Origin of the sequence: Streptomyces sp. MS19 (genome assembly GCF_047200595.1) — a bacterium.
Classification (GTDB): domain Bacteria; phylum Actinomycetota; class Actinomycetes; order Streptomycetales; family Streptomycetaceae; genus Streptomyces.
The window spans coordinates 376,226-394,139 of the sequence record NZ_JBJZOH010000001.1 but is presented as its reverse complement, the minus strand read 5'-3'; the positions used below and the strand labels follow the sequence as shown (position 1 = coordinate 394,139).

General features: G+C 76.1%; 19 protein-coding genes. 12 read left to right on the top strand and 7 right to left on the bottom strand.

Translation table 11 applies throughout. The annotated features are described in order from the left end of the window. Positions 1-98: 98 nt before the first annotated feature. The gene (locus tag ACL02R_RS01825) at positions 99-566 is read left to right on the top strand and encodes a PPOX class F420-dependent oxidoreductase (RefSeq protein WP_412795015.1); all 468 of its coding nucleotides are present in this window, start codon (positions 99-101) and stop codon (positions 564-566) included. On the opposite strand, the gene ACL02R_RS01820 is transcribed toward ACL02R_RS01825, so the two are convergent. After that, complete coding sequence (locus ACL02R_RS01820; RefSeq protein ID WP_412795014.1) at positions 557-1,243, bottom strand: MarR family transcriptional regulator; 687 nt, start codon at positions 1,241-1,243, stop codon at positions 557-559. The two genes, ACL02R_RS01825 and ACL02R_RS01820, sit on opposite strands and share 10 nt — an antisense overlap. Positions 1,244-1,254: 11 nt before the next feature. Between ACL02R_RS01820 and ACL02R_RS01815 the strand changes: the two genes are divergently transcribed. After that, positions 1,255-2,754 (top strand): AlkA N-terminal domain-containing protein, encoded by a 1,500-nt coding sequence (locus tag ACL02R_RS01815; RefSeq protein ID WP_412795013.1) that lies wholly within the window; start codon positions 1,255-1,257, stop codon positions 2,752-2,754. After that, entirely contained in the window at positions 2,754-3,251 is a 498-nt protein-coding gene (locus ACL02R_RS01810; RefSeq protein WP_412795012.1) for a methylated-DNA--[protein]-cysteine S-methyltransferase, read from the top strand. Before ACL02R_RS01815 ends, ACL02R_RS01810 begins: the two co-directional genes overlap by 1 nt. A gap of 18 nt (positions 3,252-3,269) precedes the next feature. On the opposite strand, the gene ACL02R_RS01805 is transcribed toward ACL02R_RS01810, so the two are convergent. The 3 genes from ACL02R_RS01805 to ACL02R_RS01795 form a co-directional block, all read right to left on the bottom strand. Beyond that, on the bottom strand, positions 3,270-3,479 hold the full coding sequence (locus tag ACL02R_RS01805; RefSeq protein WP_412795011.1) for a hypothetical protein: 210 nt from the start codon (positions 3,477-3,479) through the stop codon (positions 3,270-3,272). A 139-nt stretch (positions 3,480-3,618) separates the two neighbouring features. Then, entirely contained in the window at positions 3,619-4,608 is a 990-nt protein-coding gene (locus ACL02R_RS01800; RefSeq protein WP_412795010.1) for a DUF2637 domain-containing protein, read from the bottom strand. A gap of 219 nt (positions 4,609-4,827) precedes the next feature. After that, positions 4,828-5,658, bottom strand: coding sequence for a (2Fe-2S)-binding protein (locus ACL02R_RS01795; RefSeq protein ID WP_412795009.1), 831 nt, complete (start codon positions 5,656-5,658; stop codon positions 4,828-4,830). 136 nt (positions 5,659-5,794) lie between these two features. Between ACL02R_RS01795 and ACL02R_RS01790 the strand changes: the two genes are divergently transcribed. Then, on the top strand, positions 5,795-6,517 hold the full coding sequence (locus ACL02R_RS01790; protein WP_412795008.1) for a GntR family transcriptional regulator: 723 nt from the start codon (positions 5,795-5,797) through the stop codon (positions 6,515-6,517). A gap of 800 nt (positions 6,518-7,317) precedes the next feature. Here the strand turns inward: ACL02R_RS01790 and ACL02R_RS01785 are convergent. Next, on the bottom strand, positions 7,318-8,100 hold the full coding sequence (locus ACL02R_RS01785) for a hypothetical protein (RefSeq protein ID WP_412795007.1): 783 nt from the start codon (positions 8,098-8,100) through the stop codon (positions 7,318-7,320). A gap of 111 nt (positions 8,101-8,211) precedes the next feature. Continuing rightward, entirely contained in the window at positions 8,212-9,816 is a 1,605-nt protein-coding gene (locus tag ACL02R_RS01780; protein ID WP_412795006.1) for a PucR family transcriptional regulator, read from the bottom strand. 219 nt (positions 9,817-10,035) lie between these two features. Here ACL02R_RS01780 and ACL02R_RS01775 point away from each other — a divergent pair, with 219 nt between their 5' ends. Together ACL02R_RS01775 and ACL02R_RS01770 are read left to right on the top strand one after the other, a co-directional pair. Continuing rightward, entirely contained in the window at positions 10,036-11,217 is a 1,182-nt protein-coding gene (locus ACL02R_RS01775) for an XdhC family protein (RefSeq protein ID WP_412795005.1), read from the top strand. Next, on the top strand, positions 11,165-12,274 hold the full coding sequence (locus tag ACL02R_RS01770) for a winged helix DNA-binding domain-containing protein (protein WP_412795004.1): 1,110 nt from the start codon (positions 11,165-11,167) through the stop codon (positions 12,272-12,274). Before ACL02R_RS01775 ends, ACL02R_RS01770 begins: the two co-directional genes overlap by 53 nt. Positions 12,275-12,284: 10 nt before the next feature. On the opposite strand, the gene ACL02R_RS01765 is transcribed toward ACL02R_RS01770, so the two are convergent. Beyond that, positions 12,285-12,752 carry a hypothetical protein gene (locus tag ACL02R_RS01765; protein ID WP_412795003.1) on the bottom strand — a complete coding sequence of 156 codons (468 nt, stop codon included), beginning with the start codon at positions 12,750-12,752 and terminating at the stop codon, positions 12,285-12,287. Between the two features lie 550 nt (positions 12,753-13,302). Here ACL02R_RS01765 and ACL02R_RS01760 point away from each other — a divergent pair. The 6 genes from ACL02R_RS01760 to ACL02R_RS01735 all read left to right on the top strand — a co-directional run bounded on the left by ACL02R_RS01760 (position 13,303) and on the right by ACL02R_RS01735 (position 17,900). After that, the gene (locus ACL02R_RS01760) at positions 13,303-13,713 is read left to right on the top strand and encodes a DUF5955 family protein (protein ID WP_412795002.1); all 411 of its coding nucleotides are present in this window, start codon (positions 13,303-13,305) and stop codon (positions 13,711-13,713) included. Positions 13,714-14,047: 334 nt separating this feature from the next. Next, the gene (locus ACL02R_RS01755; protein ID WP_412795001.1) at positions 14,048-14,335 is read left to right on the top strand and encodes a hypothetical protein; all 288 of its coding nucleotides are present in this window, start codon (positions 14,048-14,050) and stop codon (positions 14,333-14,335) included. Then, positions 14,319-14,720, top strand: a complete 402-nt coding sequence (locus ACL02R_RS01750; protein WP_412795000.1) for a helix-turn-helix domain-containing protein — start codon at positions 14,319-14,321, stop codon at positions 14,718-14,720. Before ACL02R_RS01755 ends, ACL02R_RS01750 begins: the two co-directional genes overlap by 17 nt. A 39-nt stretch (positions 14,721-14,759) precedes the next feature. Beyond that, the gene (uraD, locus tag ACL02R_RS01745; RefSeq protein ID WP_412794999.1) at positions 14,760-15,587 is read left to right on the top strand and encodes a 2-oxo-4-hydroxy-4-carboxy-5-ureidoimidazoline decarboxylase; all 828 of its coding nucleotides are present in this window, start codon (positions 14,760-14,762) and stop codon (positions 15,585-15,587) included. A gap of 1 nt (position 15,588) precedes the next feature. Further along, positions 15,589-16,518 (top strand): factor-independent urate hydroxylase, encoded by a 930-nt coding sequence (gene pucL, locus ACL02R_RS01740; RefSeq protein WP_412794998.1) that lies wholly within the window; start codon positions 15,589-15,591, stop codon positions 16,516-16,518. Positions 16,519-16,529: 11 nt separating this feature from the next. After that, the gene (locus ACL02R_RS01735; RefSeq protein WP_412794997.1) at positions 16,530-17,900 is read left to right on the top strand and encodes an 8-oxoguanine deaminase; all 1,371 of its coding nucleotides are present in this window, start codon (positions 16,530-16,532) and stop codon (positions 17,898-17,900) included. The last annotated feature ends 14 nt before the right edge of the window (positions 17,901-17,914 follow it).

Below are 17,914 nucleotides of genomic sequence, written 5' to 3'. Positions count from 1 at the left end.
GCCGCCGCGCTGTCCGGGGACGTGCCCCCGGCCCCCCGTGCGCCGGGGGGAAGGGGCCGGGGCGTGGCGCGTCCCGGAGGCGCGTAGTCTGCTGCGCCATGAGTCCTTCGATCGCGACGAACACCCCCGTGGACCTGGCACGGCTTCTCGACTTCGTACGGCCCAGGCACCGGGCCCTCCTCATCACCCACCGCGCGGACGGCGGCCCCCAGGCGTCCCCCCTGACGTGCGGTGTCGACGCGGCCGGGCGGATCGTCATCGCCACCTATCCCGACCGCGCCAAGACCGTGAACGCCCGGCGGGTCCCCGAGGTCAGCGTCGTCGTCCTGTCGGACGAGTGGGACGGCCCGTGGGTGCAGATCGACGGCACGGCCGAGGTGCTCGACGTGCCGGACGCCATCGAGCCGCTGGTCGAGTACTACCGCAACATCGCGGGGGAGCACCCCGACTGGGCCGAGTACCGGACCGCGATGGCGCGCCAGGGCAAGTCCCTGATCCGCGTCACCCCGGTCCGCTGGGGCCCGGTTGCCACCGGCGGTTTCCCCGCCAGGGTGGCTCAGCGCTGACCGACGGCGCGCTCCAGCAGCCGCAGGGCGCCGCCCGACCCGGTGAGGTGCGGTTCCCCGGCCCGCCGGTCGGTCGGGTGCGGGCGGCGCTCGATGAGGCCGCGCTTCTCCAGGCGGTCCACGACGAACGTCGCGTGAGACGGCTCGCAGCTCATCCGGGCTGCGAGCCGCTTCCTCGTCAGCGGGCCGTCCGGCTCGCGCAGGGCCCGGGTGGCGGGAGCGGGCGCACGCCGGCGACGAAGGTCCTGGCGACGCCGTCCTGGCCGCGCCGGAGCCCTTCGCCCGCACGGTGGCGGACGGGGAGGAGATCTCCCCCGGCGTCCGCGTGCGGCTCGGGACGGGCCACACGTCCGGGCACACGCCCTGCGAGATCGACGGCGGTGACCGCCGTCCCACAGCCTTCGGGGACGTGCTGTACAGCCCCGTCCAGGTCGGGCACCCCGAGTGGTACGCCGACCGCGAGGCCGCCACGCGCAGCCGCCGCGAGGTGATCGGGAGACTGTACGAGCCGGGCGTCGTGGGCTTCGGCGGGCACTCCGCCGATGTCGTCCTCGGCCGCGTCGCGCCGGGGGAGGACGGCCCTGTCCGGCAGCCTGTGGACGCCCGAGACGACACCGCGCACCCCCGCACCTCCGTGTCCGATTGCCGCCAGTCGGGCCTTTCGCGGGGGCGCACACTGGGGGATGTGGTGAACGAGAGAGCACTGGACGACGACGGCCGCTACGAGGCGGTGCGCAGCAGGGACGAGCGGTTCGACGGGGTGTTCTTCACCGCCGTCCTGACCACCGGCATCTACTGCCGCCCCAGCTGCCCGGCGACCACCCCGAAGCGGCGCAACGTGCGCTTCCACCCGTCCGCCGCGTCCGCCCAGGCCGCCGGCTTCCGCGCCTGCCGCAGATGCCGCCCCGACACCGTCCCCGGCTCCGCCGAGTGGAACGCGCGGGCCGACGCCGTCGGCCGCGCCATGCGGCTGATCACCGACGGCATCGTGGACCGCGAAGGCGTCTCCGGGCTCGCCCGCCGCCTCGGCTACAGCTCCCGGCAGGTCCAGCGGCTGCTCACCGTCGAACTGGGCGCGGGCCCGGTCGCCCTCGCGCGCGCCCAGCGCGCCCACACGGCACGCATCCTGCTCCAGACCACGGAGCTGCCGGTCACGGAGATCGCCTTCGCCGCCGGCTTCGCCAGCGTCCGGCAGTTCAACGACACCATCCGCGCGACCTACGCCCGGACGCCGAGCGAGCTGCGCGCCGCCGCGCCCCGCGAACGCGCCGCCCCCGGCCCCGGCACCGGCGGCATCCCGCTGCGCCTCGCCCACCGGGGCCCCTACGACGCCCGCCAGGTCTTCGACTTCCTCGGACTGCGCGCCCTCACGGGCATCGAGGAGATGACCGGCACCCGGGGCAGCCGCACCTACCGGCGCTCCCTCGCCCTCCCGCACGGCACGGGGGTCGCCGAGGTCGGCGAGCCGTCGGGCGCCCCCGACGCGCGCTGGCTGCCCTGCCGCCTGCACCTGACCGACACCAGGGACCTCACCACCGCGGTGCAGCGGGTCCGGCGCCTCTTCGACCTCGACGCGGACCCCTACGCCGTCGCCGACCGGCTCGGCGCCGACCCGTTCCTCGCGCCGCTCGTCGCCGCCCGGCCGGGGCTGCGCTCGCCCGGTGCGGCGGACCCCGGCGAACTGGCCGTCCGCGCCGTGCTCGGCCAGCAGATCACCGTCTCCTCGGCGCGGAGGCTCGGCGGAACCCTGGTCGCCGCGTACGGCAAGCCCCTCCCGGCGCCGGACGGCTCCCTGACCCACACCTTCCCCGCCGCGGAGACACTGGCCGACGCCCCGCTCACCGAGCTGGGCATGCCGGAGTCCCGTCGCGCCACCCTCCGTACCCTCGCCACCGCCCTGGCGGACGGGACGGTCCACCTCGGCCCCGGCGCCGACCGCGACGCGACCGAGCACGCCCTGCTCGCCCTGCGCGGCATCGGCCCCTGGACCGCCGGATACATGCGGATGCGCGCCCTGGGCGACCCCGATGTCTTCCTCACCGGCGACGCGGGGGTCCGCCACGGCCTCGGGCTCGTCGGCGCGGAACCGGCGGCCGCCGACGCCTGGCGCCCCTGGCGCTCCTACGCCGTGCACCACCTCTGGACCGCGACCACCACCCCCGCGACCACCCTCTCGGAGAAGCACTGATGCTCTACACCCTGCACCCCAGTCCGTTCGGCGAACTGCTGATCGCCGGTCCGCGCCCCGGCGTCCTGGCCTCCGTCACGGTGCCCCAGCAGAAGCGCGGCCCTTCGGTCCAGCCCGACTGGCAGCGCGACGACAGCGCGTTCACCGAGGCCATCCGCCAGTTCGACGGCTACTTCGCCGGTGAGCGCACCACCTTCGACCTGACGCTCGAACCCGTGGGCACCGAGTTCAGGCGCCGCGTCTGGGACACCCTGCACACGATCGAATTCGGCGCCACGTCCACCTACGGCCAGGTCACCGAGAGGGCCGGGCTGCCCCGCAACGCCGTTCGCGCGGTCGGCGGCGCCATCGGCGCCAATCCGCTGTGGGTCGTCTGCCCCTGCCACCGCGTCATCGGCGCGGACGGTTCCCTCACCGGCTACGCGGGCGGCCTCGAACGCAAGCGGATGCTCCTCGCCCACGAGGGCGCTCTGCCCGCCCAGCTCACCATCGTCTGAGCGGCCCCGGCGGCGGCGTCAGGCCGCAGGGCCGATGCCGGGGCTGCACCGGAGGGCCATGATCTCGTTGGCGAGGTCCACGGCCGGGAGGTGGTTCCCGTCGTGCGCCGAGACGGACGCGGCCGTCAGTCCTGGCGGCACGGCCCCCGCGTCCAGCAGCACGCGCCATCCGCGCACGCCCAGGCGCAGGTAAGCGTGGCCGACAGGGTTGGTCTCTGATGCGTCCATGCGGACCGTACGCGCCGCCACCGCCACCGCCACCGGCAGCGGCGCCCGCGCCCGGCTCCGCGCGACTCCGGACAGACGGCCGGCCCGCCGGACGCCTGTGCGCCGACGGGCCGTGCACCTGCCGCCGACAGTGCGGCGGTCAGCCGAACTGCCGCTCGATCCGGGCCAGTTTCTCCTCCAGCGAGTCGAGCCTGCCGTCCTCGGCGAGGGACGACGACATGGCGGGCGACGCGTCCAGCGCGGCGCGTGGCTGCCCGGCGCTCCCCGCCTCCAGGGCGGCCGGCTCCGGCGTCGGCGCGACCGCCGCGACCTCGACGTGCTCACGCCCCTTGCCGAAGCCCCGGTGCTGACGGCTGATCGCCTTCAGCCGGGCGCGCTCCAACTGCCGGTGCTCACGCCGCCGGTCGCGTTCGCCCTCCTTGGTACGGCGCTCCTCGCGGACCTCCTCGACGGCCTCGTCGAGCGACCGCACCCCTTCGAGCAGCATCAGCGACCAGGCGCCGTACGTCTCACGCGGCGCCCGCAGCCAGCGGACGAAGCGGATCTGCGGCAGCGGACGCGGCACCAGGCCCTGCTCCCGCAGCGCCGCCCGCCGCGTCTGCTTCAGCGCGCGGTCGAACAGGACGGCGGCCGACAGCGACATGGCCGCGAAGAAGTGCGGCGCGCCGTCGTGCCCGCCGCCGCGCGGCGCGTGCACCCAGTTGAACCACGCGGCGGCCCCCGCGAACAGCCAGACCAGCAGCCGCGACCCCATGGACGAGTCGCCGTGGCTGGCCTCGCGCACCGCGATCACCGCGCAGAACATGGCCGCGCCGTCGAGGCCGAACGGCACCAGGTACTCCCAGCCGCCCGACAGGTCGAGGTTCTCCCGCCCGAAGCCGACGAGACCCTGGAACGACAGGGCCGCCGCGACGCCCGCGCAGCAGAACAACAAGGTGTACGAGGCACCCGCGTAGATGCGTTCCCGGCGCCGCCTGGCCGCCTCCAGGCGCTCCCAGGAGTCACCGGTGTCGGCATGCTCGCCCGAGGGCTTGCGGCCGCGCGTGAGCAGGACCACCGCAAGCAGCATGCCGCCGAGCAGTACGGCTCCCGCCACCGCCCAGCTGATGTCTATGTCCGTCAGTGTCATGCAACTGCCCCTCGCCAGGCGCGCCGAGTGCGCGCGACCTGTGCTGGATTCGTGGTGACCATGGTCGTCCGGTGGAATCATCGCGATGATGGCCCGGAGACGTGGCGCTACTGAAGAACTGTGGATGCTACCTGAGCACTCGTCAGCCGTATCCGGGGCGAAACCCCCTAACGAGTGCCAACCTGCCGAAACAGGCGTGGCGGGTTGAGCAATCTGTTATCAGCTTGCGGCCAGCCGCGCCACACGGTCGCTGTCGCAGGTGCGCGGGCAGGTGACGCACGTGTCCTCGGGCCGCAGCGTGTAGAACATGCAGCAGCTCGCGCGGTCACGTGTCGTCAGCCGCTCGCCCGCGGGCCCGGTCAGCTCGCGGAACGAGGCGCCGCCCGAGTACGGCGCCGTCCCGCCGGGGAACAGCAGCCCGGCCTCGGCCATGGCCCGTTCCTCCTCGCCGACGAGGCTGCCGAAGTACCACAGCGTCTCGACCAGTTCGTCCGTCGCCGAGCCCCACAGCGCGCGCCGTCCGCGCCGCATGCGCGGGCCGAACGCGGCGAGCACGGGGCCCAGGTGGTCGGCCGCAGCCTGCCGCAGCGCGGCGCGCAGCGCGTCCTCGTCGGGCACCACCCGCGCCCGCGGGTCACCGGCGGCGGGGTCGTCGGGGAGACAGCTGAACGCGCCGGTCCGTACACTCATCCGGTAATCGCCCCGGTGGAACGCCACGTCCTCCGGTGCGAGCCACGGCACACGCCGCAGCAGGAACCAGGGGACGGTGAACAGGACGGCGGCCGGCCACGCGTAGCGGTGCAGCGCGAACGCCGCGACGACGTCGGGGCGGCCCTCCTGTCCGTAGTCCCGCGCGATCTGCTCGGCGTCCCAGGCGCAGTACGCGTCCAGCTCCGCGCCGCCCGCCGCCAGCGCGTCGGCCCGCACCCAGCCGGGCTCGTCGGCCGGGCGTCCGGGTCCCTCGCTGATGCGAAGGACGGGAAGCGCCTCGGTGACGCGGTCGTAGGCGGGCCGCAGCGGCGAGGCCGTGGCCAGGGCGGGGACGGTCATGGAGCCACCGATTCCGTGATCTTGTGCAGGTAAGCCTTACCTTACCTGACGTTTCCCGGGGTTTGCTGCCGGGCCAACTGCGCCTAGGGTGCTGGCACCGCGTGGAATCACGGGCAGGAGGGGACGGAGCGGACGAATGGACCTCACCCGGCCGGAGCAGGCACCCGGCACGACCAGCTCCGCCCAGCCGCCGGTCGCACGCCCCCCGCTCCCCGTCAGGCCGCGCACGCTCCCGGAGCGCCACTCCGTGCGCGCCCAGGTCCTCGCCGCGCTGCGCGACGCGCTCGCCTCCGGCGAGCTGGAACCGGGCGCCACCTACTCCGCCCCCACCCTCGCCGAGCGGTACGGCGTCTCCGCCACGCCCGTGCGCGAGGCGATGCAGCGGCTGGTCAGCGAGGGCGTCGTGGAGACCGTGCCCAACCGCGGCTTCCGCATCGCGGGCCGCAGCCGCCGCGACGCGGCCGAACTGGCCGAGGTACGCGCCGCCCTGGAGGTGCCCGCGCTGCTGCGGCTGGCCCGCGCCCTGCCCGCCGAGCGCTGGTCCGAGCTGCGGCCCCTCGCCGAGGCGACCGTCTCCGCCGCCCGGGTCGGCGACCGCGCCGCGTACGCCGAGGCCGACCGCCGCTTCCACCGCTCGCTGCTCGCGCTGACGGGCAACCGGCATCTGGTCGCCGTCGCCGAGGACCTGCACCGCAGGTCGCAGATGCCGTCCGCCCAGGGCGACGGGCCGGGCCCGGCGCAGTTACTGGCCGACGCGCTGGCCCACAGCGCGTTGCTCGACGCCCTGTGCACGGGCGACCTCGCGACGGCCGAACGCCTGGCCCACGAGCACCTGGTCCCTCCCCCCGCCACCGACTGACCGCCCCCGCCCGGTCGCGGCCCCTCCTCCCCGTACCGCCTCGCCTCCCGCTCCCCGCCGACAGTGCTTCCGGGCCCGGGAACCGAACGGCCCCGCCGCCCCGCCGCCGTTTCCACCGACGTGACGCACGGACCCGGGCGACCGGGCGCGCAGCGGCGTCCACCACAGGAACACGTGCGGCGATCAGGACGCCGCTTTCGCGATGTCGCGCCGAGGGTGCCTGCGCGGTTCCACGCCGCCGCCGTGGGCGGGGAGCCGGTTCGCGCCGTCTCCCGCGCCAAAGGAGCGGCACGTGCACCGCTCCTCGGTGTCGCGTCGTGGCGAGCCGTGACGGCGGGGCGCCCCCAAGCCGGCTGCCTCGGGGAAGCCGTGCGGCCCGGCCGTTCCGAGGGCGCGAGACGCCGGCCTGAGGGGCATGTGCGCGCTTTCACGCGGTCGCCGTGAGCGAGGGCCGATGCGGGGCGCGGCGACGTGGCGCGTCCGCCGTCTCCGCCCGCGGGGGAGTGGAGGGGCCGGGCCCCGACGTGCGCGGGGTTGCGGTCCGTGGCGCGGACGAGGGGGCCGGGGAAGGACCGTGGCGAGGCGGTGCCGGCGGGCCGTGTCCGTACCGTGCCTGCGCGCGCTTTCGCGTTGCCGCTGGGTGCGGGGCCGGTCCTGGGCGCCGGTTCTCGGGTGGCCGGCCGGCGAGGCGGTGTCGGGCGGAACGTCCGCTGTGTTCGCGCCGCTGCGGTGGACCCCGCTGCCCGGGAGCGTTCCGCGACCCGTCACAGGCCACACGCGGCCCGCCCCCGGCCGGGCGGTCAGTCCTCCGGCAGCGGTTCGGCCAGTTCCGGGCCGAGCCAGCGCGGGACGCCGCCGAGCAGCCGGAACAGCCGCGTCGCCTCCCCGCGCAGCCTGGCCGCCTCCGGCTCCGGCTCGACCTCGGCGAGCGCCGCCAGCGCGGGCGCGATCCCGACGAGGTACCCCGCCTCCTCCCGCAGCCGCAGCGACTCGGTGAACCCGTGCCGCGCCTCGGCCACGTCCCCGTTCAGCACCGCGAGGGCCCCCAGCCGCTGCCAGGTGTACGAGCTGAGCAGCGCGTCCCCCTGCCCGACCGCCTCGTTGTGCGCGCGGCGGTAGCCGGCCTCGGCCGCCTGCGGGTTGCCGCTGACGTGCTCCGCCATCAGGCCGCGTCTGAAGTCGAGCAGCGCCCGCCCCGGCGCGCCGGGCGCCAGCAGCGCCGCCGCCCTGCCGAGCGCGGCACGCGCCTCGTCGGCCCTGTCCCGCACCTTCAGCAGCGTCGAGGCGAACGCGAGGTATCCGCGTTCGCAGGCCGCGGCTCCGCGCTCCGTGTCCGTGTGCGCGACGGACTCGGCCGCCCGCAGCGCCTCCTCGGCCCTGCCCCACCCCTCCGAGGTGAACATGCAGCGTTCCACCAGCAGTTGGGCGCGCGCGAGCGCCGCGCGCGGCTCGCTCGCCGCCCGGGGCTCCAGCAGGCTCGCCGCGTCCTCCCAACAGCCCCGTGACCGTAGTCGCCATACCGCGCCGTCGAGCGGGTCCCCGCTCGACGACCTCACGGAAACTGGTACGGCGGTCTCCGTCACATGCCCCTCCAGCGCTTCGTCGGGCCGAGATACGTACGTGATGTGACTGCATCTCAGCACGAGCCGCCCGGCATGGCCAAGAGGGCTGCGTGAATTTGTTCACAAGTCGCGCTACCGCAGGCGCAGCGCCAGGAAGAAGTCCACCGTGTCCTCCAGACGCGTCAGCTCCCGGCCGGTCAGCCGTTCGATGCGCCGGACGCGGTACCGCAGCGTGTTGACGTGGACGTGCAGCCGCGCCGCGCACCGCGTCCACGAGCCGTCCGCCGCCAGGAACGCCTCCAGCGTGCGGACGAGCTCGGCGCCGTGCTCCCGGTCGTACGCGCGCAGCGGTTCGAGCAGCCGCGCCGTGAACGCGCGCCGCACGTCGTCCGGCACGAACGGCAGCAGCAGCACATGCGACGCCAGCTCCTCGTGGCCCGCCACGGCCACCGCGTCCGTCCTCGCCGCCGCGACCCGCCGCGCGTGCCTGGCCTCCTCCAGCGCCCCGCGCAGCCCCTCGGCCGACGCCACCGCGCCGCTCACCCCCAGCGTCAGCCGCCCGTCGTCCCCGAGGCCCGCCGCCAGCACCTCCCGCGTCCCCGACCGCAGCAGCCTCCCGGCGCGCAGCGGCTCGGTCACGGGGACGAGCGCGACGGCCTCCCCGTCACCCCGCGCCACGGCGGACGCGGGCAGCAGCTCCTCCAGCACGGCACGGGCGGCCCGGCCGCCGCCCTCCTGGCCGTCCCCTTCGAGGCGCGCCACCACCACCTGCCACTGCGGCCCCGCCACGCCCCCGGGCTCGATCAGCGGCCCCGCCACCCGCAGCCGCGCCGCCACCTCGGCGGGCGGCGCGCCGGTCGTCACCAGGTCGAGCGCCTCGCGGGCGAGGCGGCGGCGCACCGTACGGGCGGCCTCCCGCCGGTCGCGTTCCGCCGCGAGGAGGCGGGACACGCCGTCCAGGAGGTCGCGCCGCCGGCCGGGCCACTCGCCCGCGTCGGCCCTGACGGCGAGCAGCCAGTCGGCGAACAGGGCCCCCGGCGCGTCCCCGTCACCGCCGCCGCCGTCCTCGGCGCGCACCGCGAAGACGGTGTACGCCGCGCCGCCCGCCTCCACGGCCCACGGCCCCGGCCGCCCCGCGCGGGTGGCGGCGAGGCGGTGGCGCGCCAGGCCGCGGGCGACGCCGCGGTGCAGGGCCGCGCGGCCCGCCTGCCGGGCGACCGGCTCGCCGGTGGCCGTCAGCAGCCAGGCGGGCAGGGCGAGTTCGGAGCCGAGCAGGTCCAGCACGGCGCGCGGTCCGCCGCCCGCCGGGTCGGCCGCCATCAGCCGCCGGTGCCTGTCGACGACGGCGGCCAGGTCGCCCGCGCGCCCGGCGGACACGCGGCGCACCACGTGCTCGGTGATCTCGGCGAACCCGACCTCCTCGGCCACCGCGAACAGCGGCAGCCCCCGGCGCGCGCAGGCTTCCGTCAGCGCGTCGGGCACCGAGCCGAACTCGGCGTCCCCGGCCGCGAGTCCCGCCACCCCCGCGTCCACCAGGGCCTGGACGAACGGCTCGGCGTCCGCCGGGCCGCGCCACCAGGCGAGGCCGGTCAGGACGAGTTCGCCGCCGCGCAGGTAGCGGCTCGGGTCGCGCAGGTCCGTCGTCATGACGCCGCGCACCGGGCGGTCGAGGCCGTGCGCGCCGCTCAGCAGGCGCAGCCCCAGCGATCCGTCCTCAAGCAGTGCGTGCAGCCGCATGAACCGCCCCCGCTCGAACGAGTGATTCCCCGGGCCGGCCGCCGTCCGGCGGGCCCGCCCCGCGTCCTCGTACGAATCTACAAGAGGGCGGAAGCGGCCCGCCGGGCGCTTCTGCCCATCGGTGACTGCCCCCGGCGGCCCGCGCCGGGTTCTACTGGCCCCATCCCCATCCCAGCCGGTTCATCCCAGCCGGCCCCGCCTCAGGAGGAGGGACGCACCATGCTCGACCTCGCCGCGACCCTGCGCCGCTGGGCCGCCGGGGGCCGCGACTTCGCCGTCGCCACCGTCACCGCCGTGGAGGGCAGCGCGCCGCGCGACCCGGGCGCCGCCCTCGCCGTCGCGGCGGACGGCGCGGTCGCCGGGGGCGTCTCGGGCGGCTGCGTCGAGGCCGCCGTCCACGAGCTGTGCCGCGCGGCGCTCGCCGACGGCGCGACGCGGCGGGAACGCTTCGCCACGGGCGACGGCGGCGACACGGACCCGTTCGCCCCCGCCCTGCCCTGCGGCGGCGCCGTCGAGGTGCTCGTCACGCCGGTGCTCGCCGCCGGGCCAGAGCGCGCTGTGCTCGCGGCGGCGCTCGACGCGGCGGCGGACGGCGAGGCCGCCGCGCTCGTCCGTGTCGCGGACGGGCCGCCCGTCCCCGCGCCGGGCGCCCTGCTGGTCCGCCCTGGCGCCGCCCCGCTCGGCTCGCTCGGCGGCGGCGCCGCGCTGGACCGCACGGCCGCCGCCGAGGCCGCCGCGCTGCTGGACGCGGGCCGCACCGGGACCGTACGCGTCGGCCGCGGCGCCGCGCGGCGCACGCTCCTCGTCGAGTCGCACGTCCCCCCGCCCCGGCTGCTCGTCTTCGGCGCGGGGGACTTCGCCGCCGCGCTCGCCACGGCCGGGGCGTTCCTCGGCCACCGCGTCACGGTCTGCGACGCCAGGCCCGCCTTCACCGCGCGGGACCGCCACCCGGACGCCGCCGAGGTCGTCACCGACTGGCCGCACCGCTACCTCGACGGACAGCGGCTCGACGCCCGCACCGCCGTGTGCGTCCTCACCCACGACCCGCGGTTCGACGTCCCGGTGCTCGCCCGCGCCCTCGCCCGCCCGTTCGCCTACGTCGGGGCGATGGGCTCCCGCCGCACCCACGAGGACCGGCTGCGGCGGCTGCGCGAGGCCGGGGTCACAGAGGCGGGCCTCGCGCGGCTGCGCTCGCCGATCGGCCTGGACCTCGGCGCCAGGACGCCGCAGGAGACGGCGCTGTCCATCGCGGCCGAGATCGTCGCGCTGCGGCGCGGCGGCTCCGGGGCGTTCCTGACCGGCACGGACCTGCCGATCCACCCGGCGGCCGGGCCCGTAAGCTCTGGCCATGACATCACCCGAGGTGCTGACGCGGCGTGCCCTCAACCGCGCGCTGCTTGACCGGCAGTTCCTCCTCGCCCGCGCCACGGTGGACGCGCGGCAGGCGGTCGAGCACCTCGTGGGCCTCCAGACGCAGGTGCCCGGCAACCACTACACCGCGCTGTGGACGCGGCTGGCCGGATTCGACCCCGACGACTTCTCCCGCCGCTTCGCCGCACGGGAGTTCGTCCGCATCGCGCTCCAGCGCTCGACCATCCACACGGTGACGGCCGCCGACTGCCTGGTCCTGCGGCCGTTCTTCCAGCCCGCGACGGACGCGGTCTTCCGCGCCGCCTTCCTGCGTGCCCTGGGCGAGGTGGACCACGGGCGGATGACCGCGCTGGCGCGCGAGCTGGTGGAGGCGGCGCCGATGACGTTCGCCGACCTCGGCGCCGCGCTGGCCGCCGAGGCGCCGGCGAGCCCGCCGAAGGCGCTCGGGCAGGCGGCCCGTTCGTGGCTGCCGCTGGTGCAGGTGCCGCCGCGCGGCCTGTGGCGGCAGGGCGGCGCCGTCCGGCACACGACCGCCGAGCACTGGCTCGGGACCCCGCTCACCCCGGGCGCCCCCGGCGCGGCGCCCGAGGCGGTGGTGCGCCGTTACCTGGCCGCCTTCGGCCCCGCGTCGGTGAAGGACGCGCAGAACTGGTCGGGACTCACCGGCCTGCGGGCGGCGTTCACGCGCCTGCGGGACGAACTCGTCGTCTTCCGCGACGAGAACGGCGCCGAGCTGTTCGACCTGCCGGACGCGCCGCGCCCCGGCGAGGACGTCCCGGCGCCCGTCCGCTTCCTGCCGGAGTACGACAACGTCTTCCTCGGCCACGCGGACCGCGCCCGCGTCATCTCGGCCGAGGCCAAGGCCAGGTCGTGGCGCGGCAACCACGCGCTCCCCGTCTGGCTCGCGGACGGCTTCGTACGCGGCACCTGGCGCTTCGACGCCGACCGGGCCGGCTCGGCCGCGACCCTCGTCCTCACGCCGCTGGACGAGCCGTCCGCCGCCGAACGGGCCGGTCTGGAGGAGGAGGGCGCGGCGCTGCTCGCGTTCCACCACCCGGAGGCGCGGCACGACCTGCGCTGGGAGTGAGCCGCGCCGTCTACGGGCCGCCCGGCGCCCCCTCCTCGAACAGCGATTCGGCGGCCCTGTTGACCGGCCGGGGCGTCCCGGACAGTTCGAGCGCGAACAGCGGCATCCGCAGCCGCTCCGCGCACAGGCGCGCCTGCGCGTCGAAGCCGGCCACCGAGAAGGCGATCGGCAGCGCGTTCGCCGACGCCGCGTGCAGCCACAGCGTCTCGATGCGGCGCACGCCGGTGGGTTCGGTGCCCTGGTCCACCACGCCCACGACCGAGGGGCCGCGCAGGTCGAGCCCCGAGGGCGGCCTGGGAACGGCGCCCCGCACGCCCCAGAAGCCGAGCCACACGAGATACTCGGCGGCGCAGGCCACGCCGTCGTACGCCGTCTCGATCGCCACCGGGCCGAACGGCGGCCGCCCCGTGCCGGCGCCGACCGCCGGGGCGCCGCCGTCCCGCGCGGGCACCTCGTCGCGCGTCAGCCGGACCGTCACGCCGCAGGGGCAGCAGAACTCCGGCTGCGGCCACTGACCGGGGTGACCGCACCGTTCGCAGTCAACTTCCGTCCAGGACGCTGACCAGGATCGGTGACGTACGGAAATCGCGGGAGCAACACCCGAAGTGAGCACGGCGACGGTCACCGGGGCGCCGCAGACGCAGGGGAATTCCGGCGGCACATAGGTGTGCTCCCGGTGGCAGTCCGGGCAGCGTACGAGCACGCTTCTGGCCATCTGGCGCTCCAGGGACGGTACTTCCGGCGGGCGGGGACTCCAGTCTCCCCGATGCGGGGCCCGCCGGTCAGCCCCGCGGAAGGTCCGGCGGACGCTTCCGGGCGATCGGCGCGAACGGGCGGTGGTGACGTTGCGTCGAGCTTTTTCCGGCTTTTTTTCACCGGAATGTGACACGGAACCTTGCCCTCCGTATGGCGTGGTGCGCGGACAGTGATATTTACTTTCCTTGTCCGGCCCGCCGGTCGCCCGCGTACGTGCGGGCGCGCGGCGGGGGTGAGCGATGGCGGATGACAACAGGGCAGGGAGGGGCTGAGTGGCGGCAGGAGAAGCTGAAACGGCCCGTACGGCACTCACCGGTGCGCAGCGTGGCAGCGCCGCCGGTACCGACCCGCGGATCGCGGGCCTCCAGTCAGCCGTCCGCCGATTGCGCACGGACCTCGACCGGTATCCGGCGCCGCTCGCCGACCGGGAGATCGCCGAACGCGCCCTGGACGCCCTGGACGTGCTCGCCGTCGCCGGTCCGTGCGAACCCGGCGAGCTGCGCGAGTCGCTGCTGATGATCGTCGCCGCCGTCGGCTCGGTCAGCGCGCTGGCCAGGGGCGTCGCCGCCCTGCGCGAGGCCCTGGAGATGTTCGGCGTCTCACGCGCCGCCACCCTGCCGTACGGCTTCCCGCAGCGCCGTGAGTCGCCCTCCGCGGCCTGGCCGCCGCCCGGCTTCCGCTGACCGCCGCGCCGCCCGTGCGAGGGCGGCGCGGCGCCAGTGCCCGGCGGGCCAGGTCGTGTCGGACGCCGTGCGTCGCGAGGCACCGGATCGCCACGCGTACCGGGCGTACCCGGGTGATGCGGTGACGCGGCGAGGCGCGGTGACCGGCGGCGCGCGCCAGGCACGATCCGAACGACACGGCCTGAGGCTTGCCCCGTCGCGACGCTCCCGCCGCACCGGAAGGACGCCCCGTGCACGTCCGGGATGAGCGCGTCCGGCCGGTACGCCGGGAGCACGCGCCGGACGCCGCTCCTCGACGGGCGGACCTCGCCCGCCGGGGCGCTAGGTTGGCCCCGTGCGTCTCAGAATCGAATTCACGACCGAGCCGTTCGACCTGGACAACCTGCCGCAGCACGCCCTGGTGACCCGCGAGGCGGTGACGGGCGCGCCGCTCGACGCGGTGGACGTCGGCCCGTTCGGCACGAGCGCCGAGGGGCCGTCCGACGCGGTGCTCGCCGCCGTGGGCACCGTCCTGCGCCGCGCCCTCGCGGCCGGGGCGACCCGCGTCTCGCTCCAGCTCAGCGCCCTCGGCGCCGACGGGCAGGGGGAGGAACGGGGGGAGCCGCATGGCCGGGAGCACTGACGGCGCACCGGACGACGCGCCGGGTGACGGACGGGGTGACACGCGGTTCACGGCCGCGCTCGCCCCCCTCATCGACGCCATCGGCGGACGGCTGATCGACCCGGCCGAGGCGGGCGACGACGACGTGCTCCTCAGCTGGGAAGGCGCGGTGGCCGCCGCCGTCAGGCTGCCCCACCTCTCCGAGTCGCTCGACCACATCCTCGCCGACCTGGCACGGCGTCACGGCGTGCCGCTGTCCGGGCTGGACAGGTCAGCCAAGCAGCAGCTGGTGCGGTCCCTGGAGGCGCGCGGCGCGTTCGCGATGCGGCACAGCGTCGAGACCGTCGCCGAGGCGCTCGGCGTCTCCCGCTTCACGGTCTACAACTACCTCAACCGATCAACATAATGTTGACGCCGTCGCGTCCTCCGGCTTAGCTGGGGTGTCATGACGTCCCGTCCGCCCCACCAGGACGCCCCCGGCCTCGCCTGGCTCAACGGCGCGGAGGACCGCGCGGTCCGCGCCGCGCTCCACCGCCTGTGCGCCGCGCCCGACTGGGCTGACCGGCTGCTGGCGGCCCGCCCGTACGCGGACACCGCCTCGCTGCTCGCCGCCAGCGACGCGGCCGTCGCCGCCCTCGGCCCCGCGGGACTCGACGCGGCCGTCGCCGCCCACCCCCGCATCGGCCGCCCCGACCCCGCCGACCCCGCGTCCGCCCGCGAGCAGCGCGGCATGGCCGACGCCGACGCCGCCCTGCGCGCCGAGATGCTGGAACTCAACCTCGCCTACCAGGAGCGCTTCGGCCACACCTTCCTGATCCGCGCCACCGGCCTGACGGCCACCCAGCTCCGCGACGCGCTCCGCACCCGCCTCGGCAACGACCCCGCGACCGAACGGGCCGTCACCCGCACCGAACTCGGCCGCATCAACGCCCTGCGCCTCACCCGCATCGCGGAGTCCACCGCCACGGTCTCCACCCACGTCCTCGACACCGCCCGGGGCCGCCCCGCGTCCGGCGTGCCCGTCACCCTGTCCGTACGCCTCGGCCGCGAAGCCCCCTGGGCGCCGCACGCCACCGCGCACACCGACGCGGACGGACGCTGCGGCGCGCTGCCCGCCCTGCCAGGCGGCGCCGACGCGGCGCGGCTCACGTTCGCGGTGGACACGCCGTTCTTCCCCGAGGCCGCCGTCACCTTCCGGGTCGTGCCGGGCGAGCACCACCACGTGCCGCTGCTGCTGAGCCCGTACGGCCACTCCGTCTACCGAGGGAGCTGACATGCCGCCCACGCTCGGGCAGAACCAGTACGGCAAGGCCGAGACGCGCGTCGTCCGCGTCACCCGCGAGGGGCCCGTCCACCACGTGCGGGACCTCAACGTGTCGGTCGCCCTCTCCGGCGACATGGGTGACGTCCACCTGCGCGGCTCCAACGCCGGTGTCCTCACCACCGACACCACCAAGAACACCGTCTTCGCCTTCGCGCGCGAGCACGGCATCAGCTCGCCCGAGGCGTTCGCGGCGCTGCTGGCACGGCACTTCGTCACCTCCCAGCCCGCCGTCCACCGCGCGCGCCTGCGCGTCGAGGAGTACGCCTGGGACCGCGTCCCGGTTCCTGGCGAGGCGGCCCACTCGTTCGTCCGCGCCGGGCGCGGCGTGCGGACGGCGCAGGTGACGTACGCGGACGACGCGCCCCAGGGCGGGGCGTGGGAGGTCCTGAGCGGCGTGAGCGGCGTGACGGTGATGAACACCACCGACTCCGAGTTCAGCGGCTATGTGAAGGACCGGTGGACCACGCTGCCCGAGACGACCGACCGCGTGCTGGCGACCGACGTCACCGCACTCTGGCGCCAGGCGGACACCGGCGCGCCCGACCCCGCGCGCGACTGGGACGCGGAGCACGCCGACGCCACGCGCCACCTGCTCGACGCCTTCGCCGGCACGTACTCGTACTCCCTCCAGCAGACCCTCTGGGCCATGGGCTCCCGCGTCCTCGAACGGCGCCCCGAGGTGGCCGAGATCCGCCTCTCGCTGCCCAACAAGCACCACTTCGCCGTCGATCTGACGCCCTTCGGCATGGAGAACGAGGGCCCGGACGGCGCCGTCTACTTCGCCGCCGACCGGCCGTACGGCCTCATCGAGGCGACGGTGCTGCGCGACGGCGCCGACGCCCGCATCCCGGCCGACCTCACCGCCCGCACCTTCGGTTAGGAGCACCCCGCATGGCCGGCAGGACCGTCATCGAGCACTGCGCCATCGCCACCGCCGACCCCGAGGGCACCGAGCACGCGGACGGCCACCTCGTCCTCGCGGGCGGCCGGATCGAGTCCCTCGGCCCGGGGCCGGCGCCCGTCGGTCTCACCGATGTGACCAGCAGGATCGATGCCACGGACCACCTCGCCACCCCGGGCCTGGTCAACACGCACCACCACTTCTACCAGTGGCTCACCCGCGGACTCGCCCAGGACGCCAACCTGTTCGACTGGCTCGTCCGCCTCTACCCGATGTGGTCCCGCATCGACGAGGACATGGTCCACGCCGCCGCGCGGGCGTCGCTCGCGATGATGGCCAGGGGCGGCGTCACCACCGCCATGGACCACCACTACATCTTCCCCCGCGGCGCGGGCGACCTCCTCGGCGCCGAGATCAGGGCCGCCCGCGAGACCGGCGTGCGCTTCACCGCCGCGCGCGGCTCGATGGACCGCGGCGAGTCCGACGGCGGCCTGCCGCCCGACTTCGCCGTCGAGACGACCGACGACGCCCTGCGCGCCACGGAGGACGCCGTACGCGCGCACCACGACCCGTCGCCCGACGCGATGCTGCGGATCGCCGTGGCGCCCTGCTCCCCGTTCTCCGTCTCGACGGAGCTGCTGCGCGAGTCCGCCGCGCTCGCCCGGCGGCTCGGGGTGCGGCTGCACACGCACGGCTCGGAGACGGTGGAGGAGGCGGCGTTCTGCCACGAGCTGTTCGGCATGGGCCCGACCGCCTACTTCGAGTCCACCGGCTGGCTCGGCGACGACGTGTGGATGGCGCACTGCGTGCACATGTCGGACTCGGACCTCGCCGCGTTCGCCCGCACCGGCACGGGCGTGGCGCACTGCCCGTCGAGCAACGCCCGGCTCGCCGCCGGGATCGCCCGCGTGCCCGACATGCTGGCGGCGGGCATCCCCGTGGGCCTCGGCGTGGACGGCACCGCGTCCAACGAGGCGGGCGAACTGCACACAGAACTGCGCAACGCCCTGCTCGTGAACCGCCTCGGCCCGCACCGCGAACGCGCCCTCACCGCCCGCCAGGCGCTGCGCCTCGGCACCATCGGCGGCGCCCGCGTCCTCGGCCGCGACGCCGAGCTGGGGTCCCTCGAACCCGGCAAGCTCGCCGACCTCGTGCTGTGGCGGCTCGACGGCCTGGGGCACTCCACGATCGCCGACCCGGTCGCCGCCCTGGTCCTCGGCCCGCCGGCGCCCGTGGCGCTGTCGCTGGTCGGCGGGGTCCCCGTCGTGCGGGACGGGCGGCTGCTCACGGTGGACGAGGAGACGGTGGCCCGTACCGCCCGCGCGCAGGCGCGCCGCCTCGCCGACGCCGCCGGACGCTGACCCGCCCGCCCGCC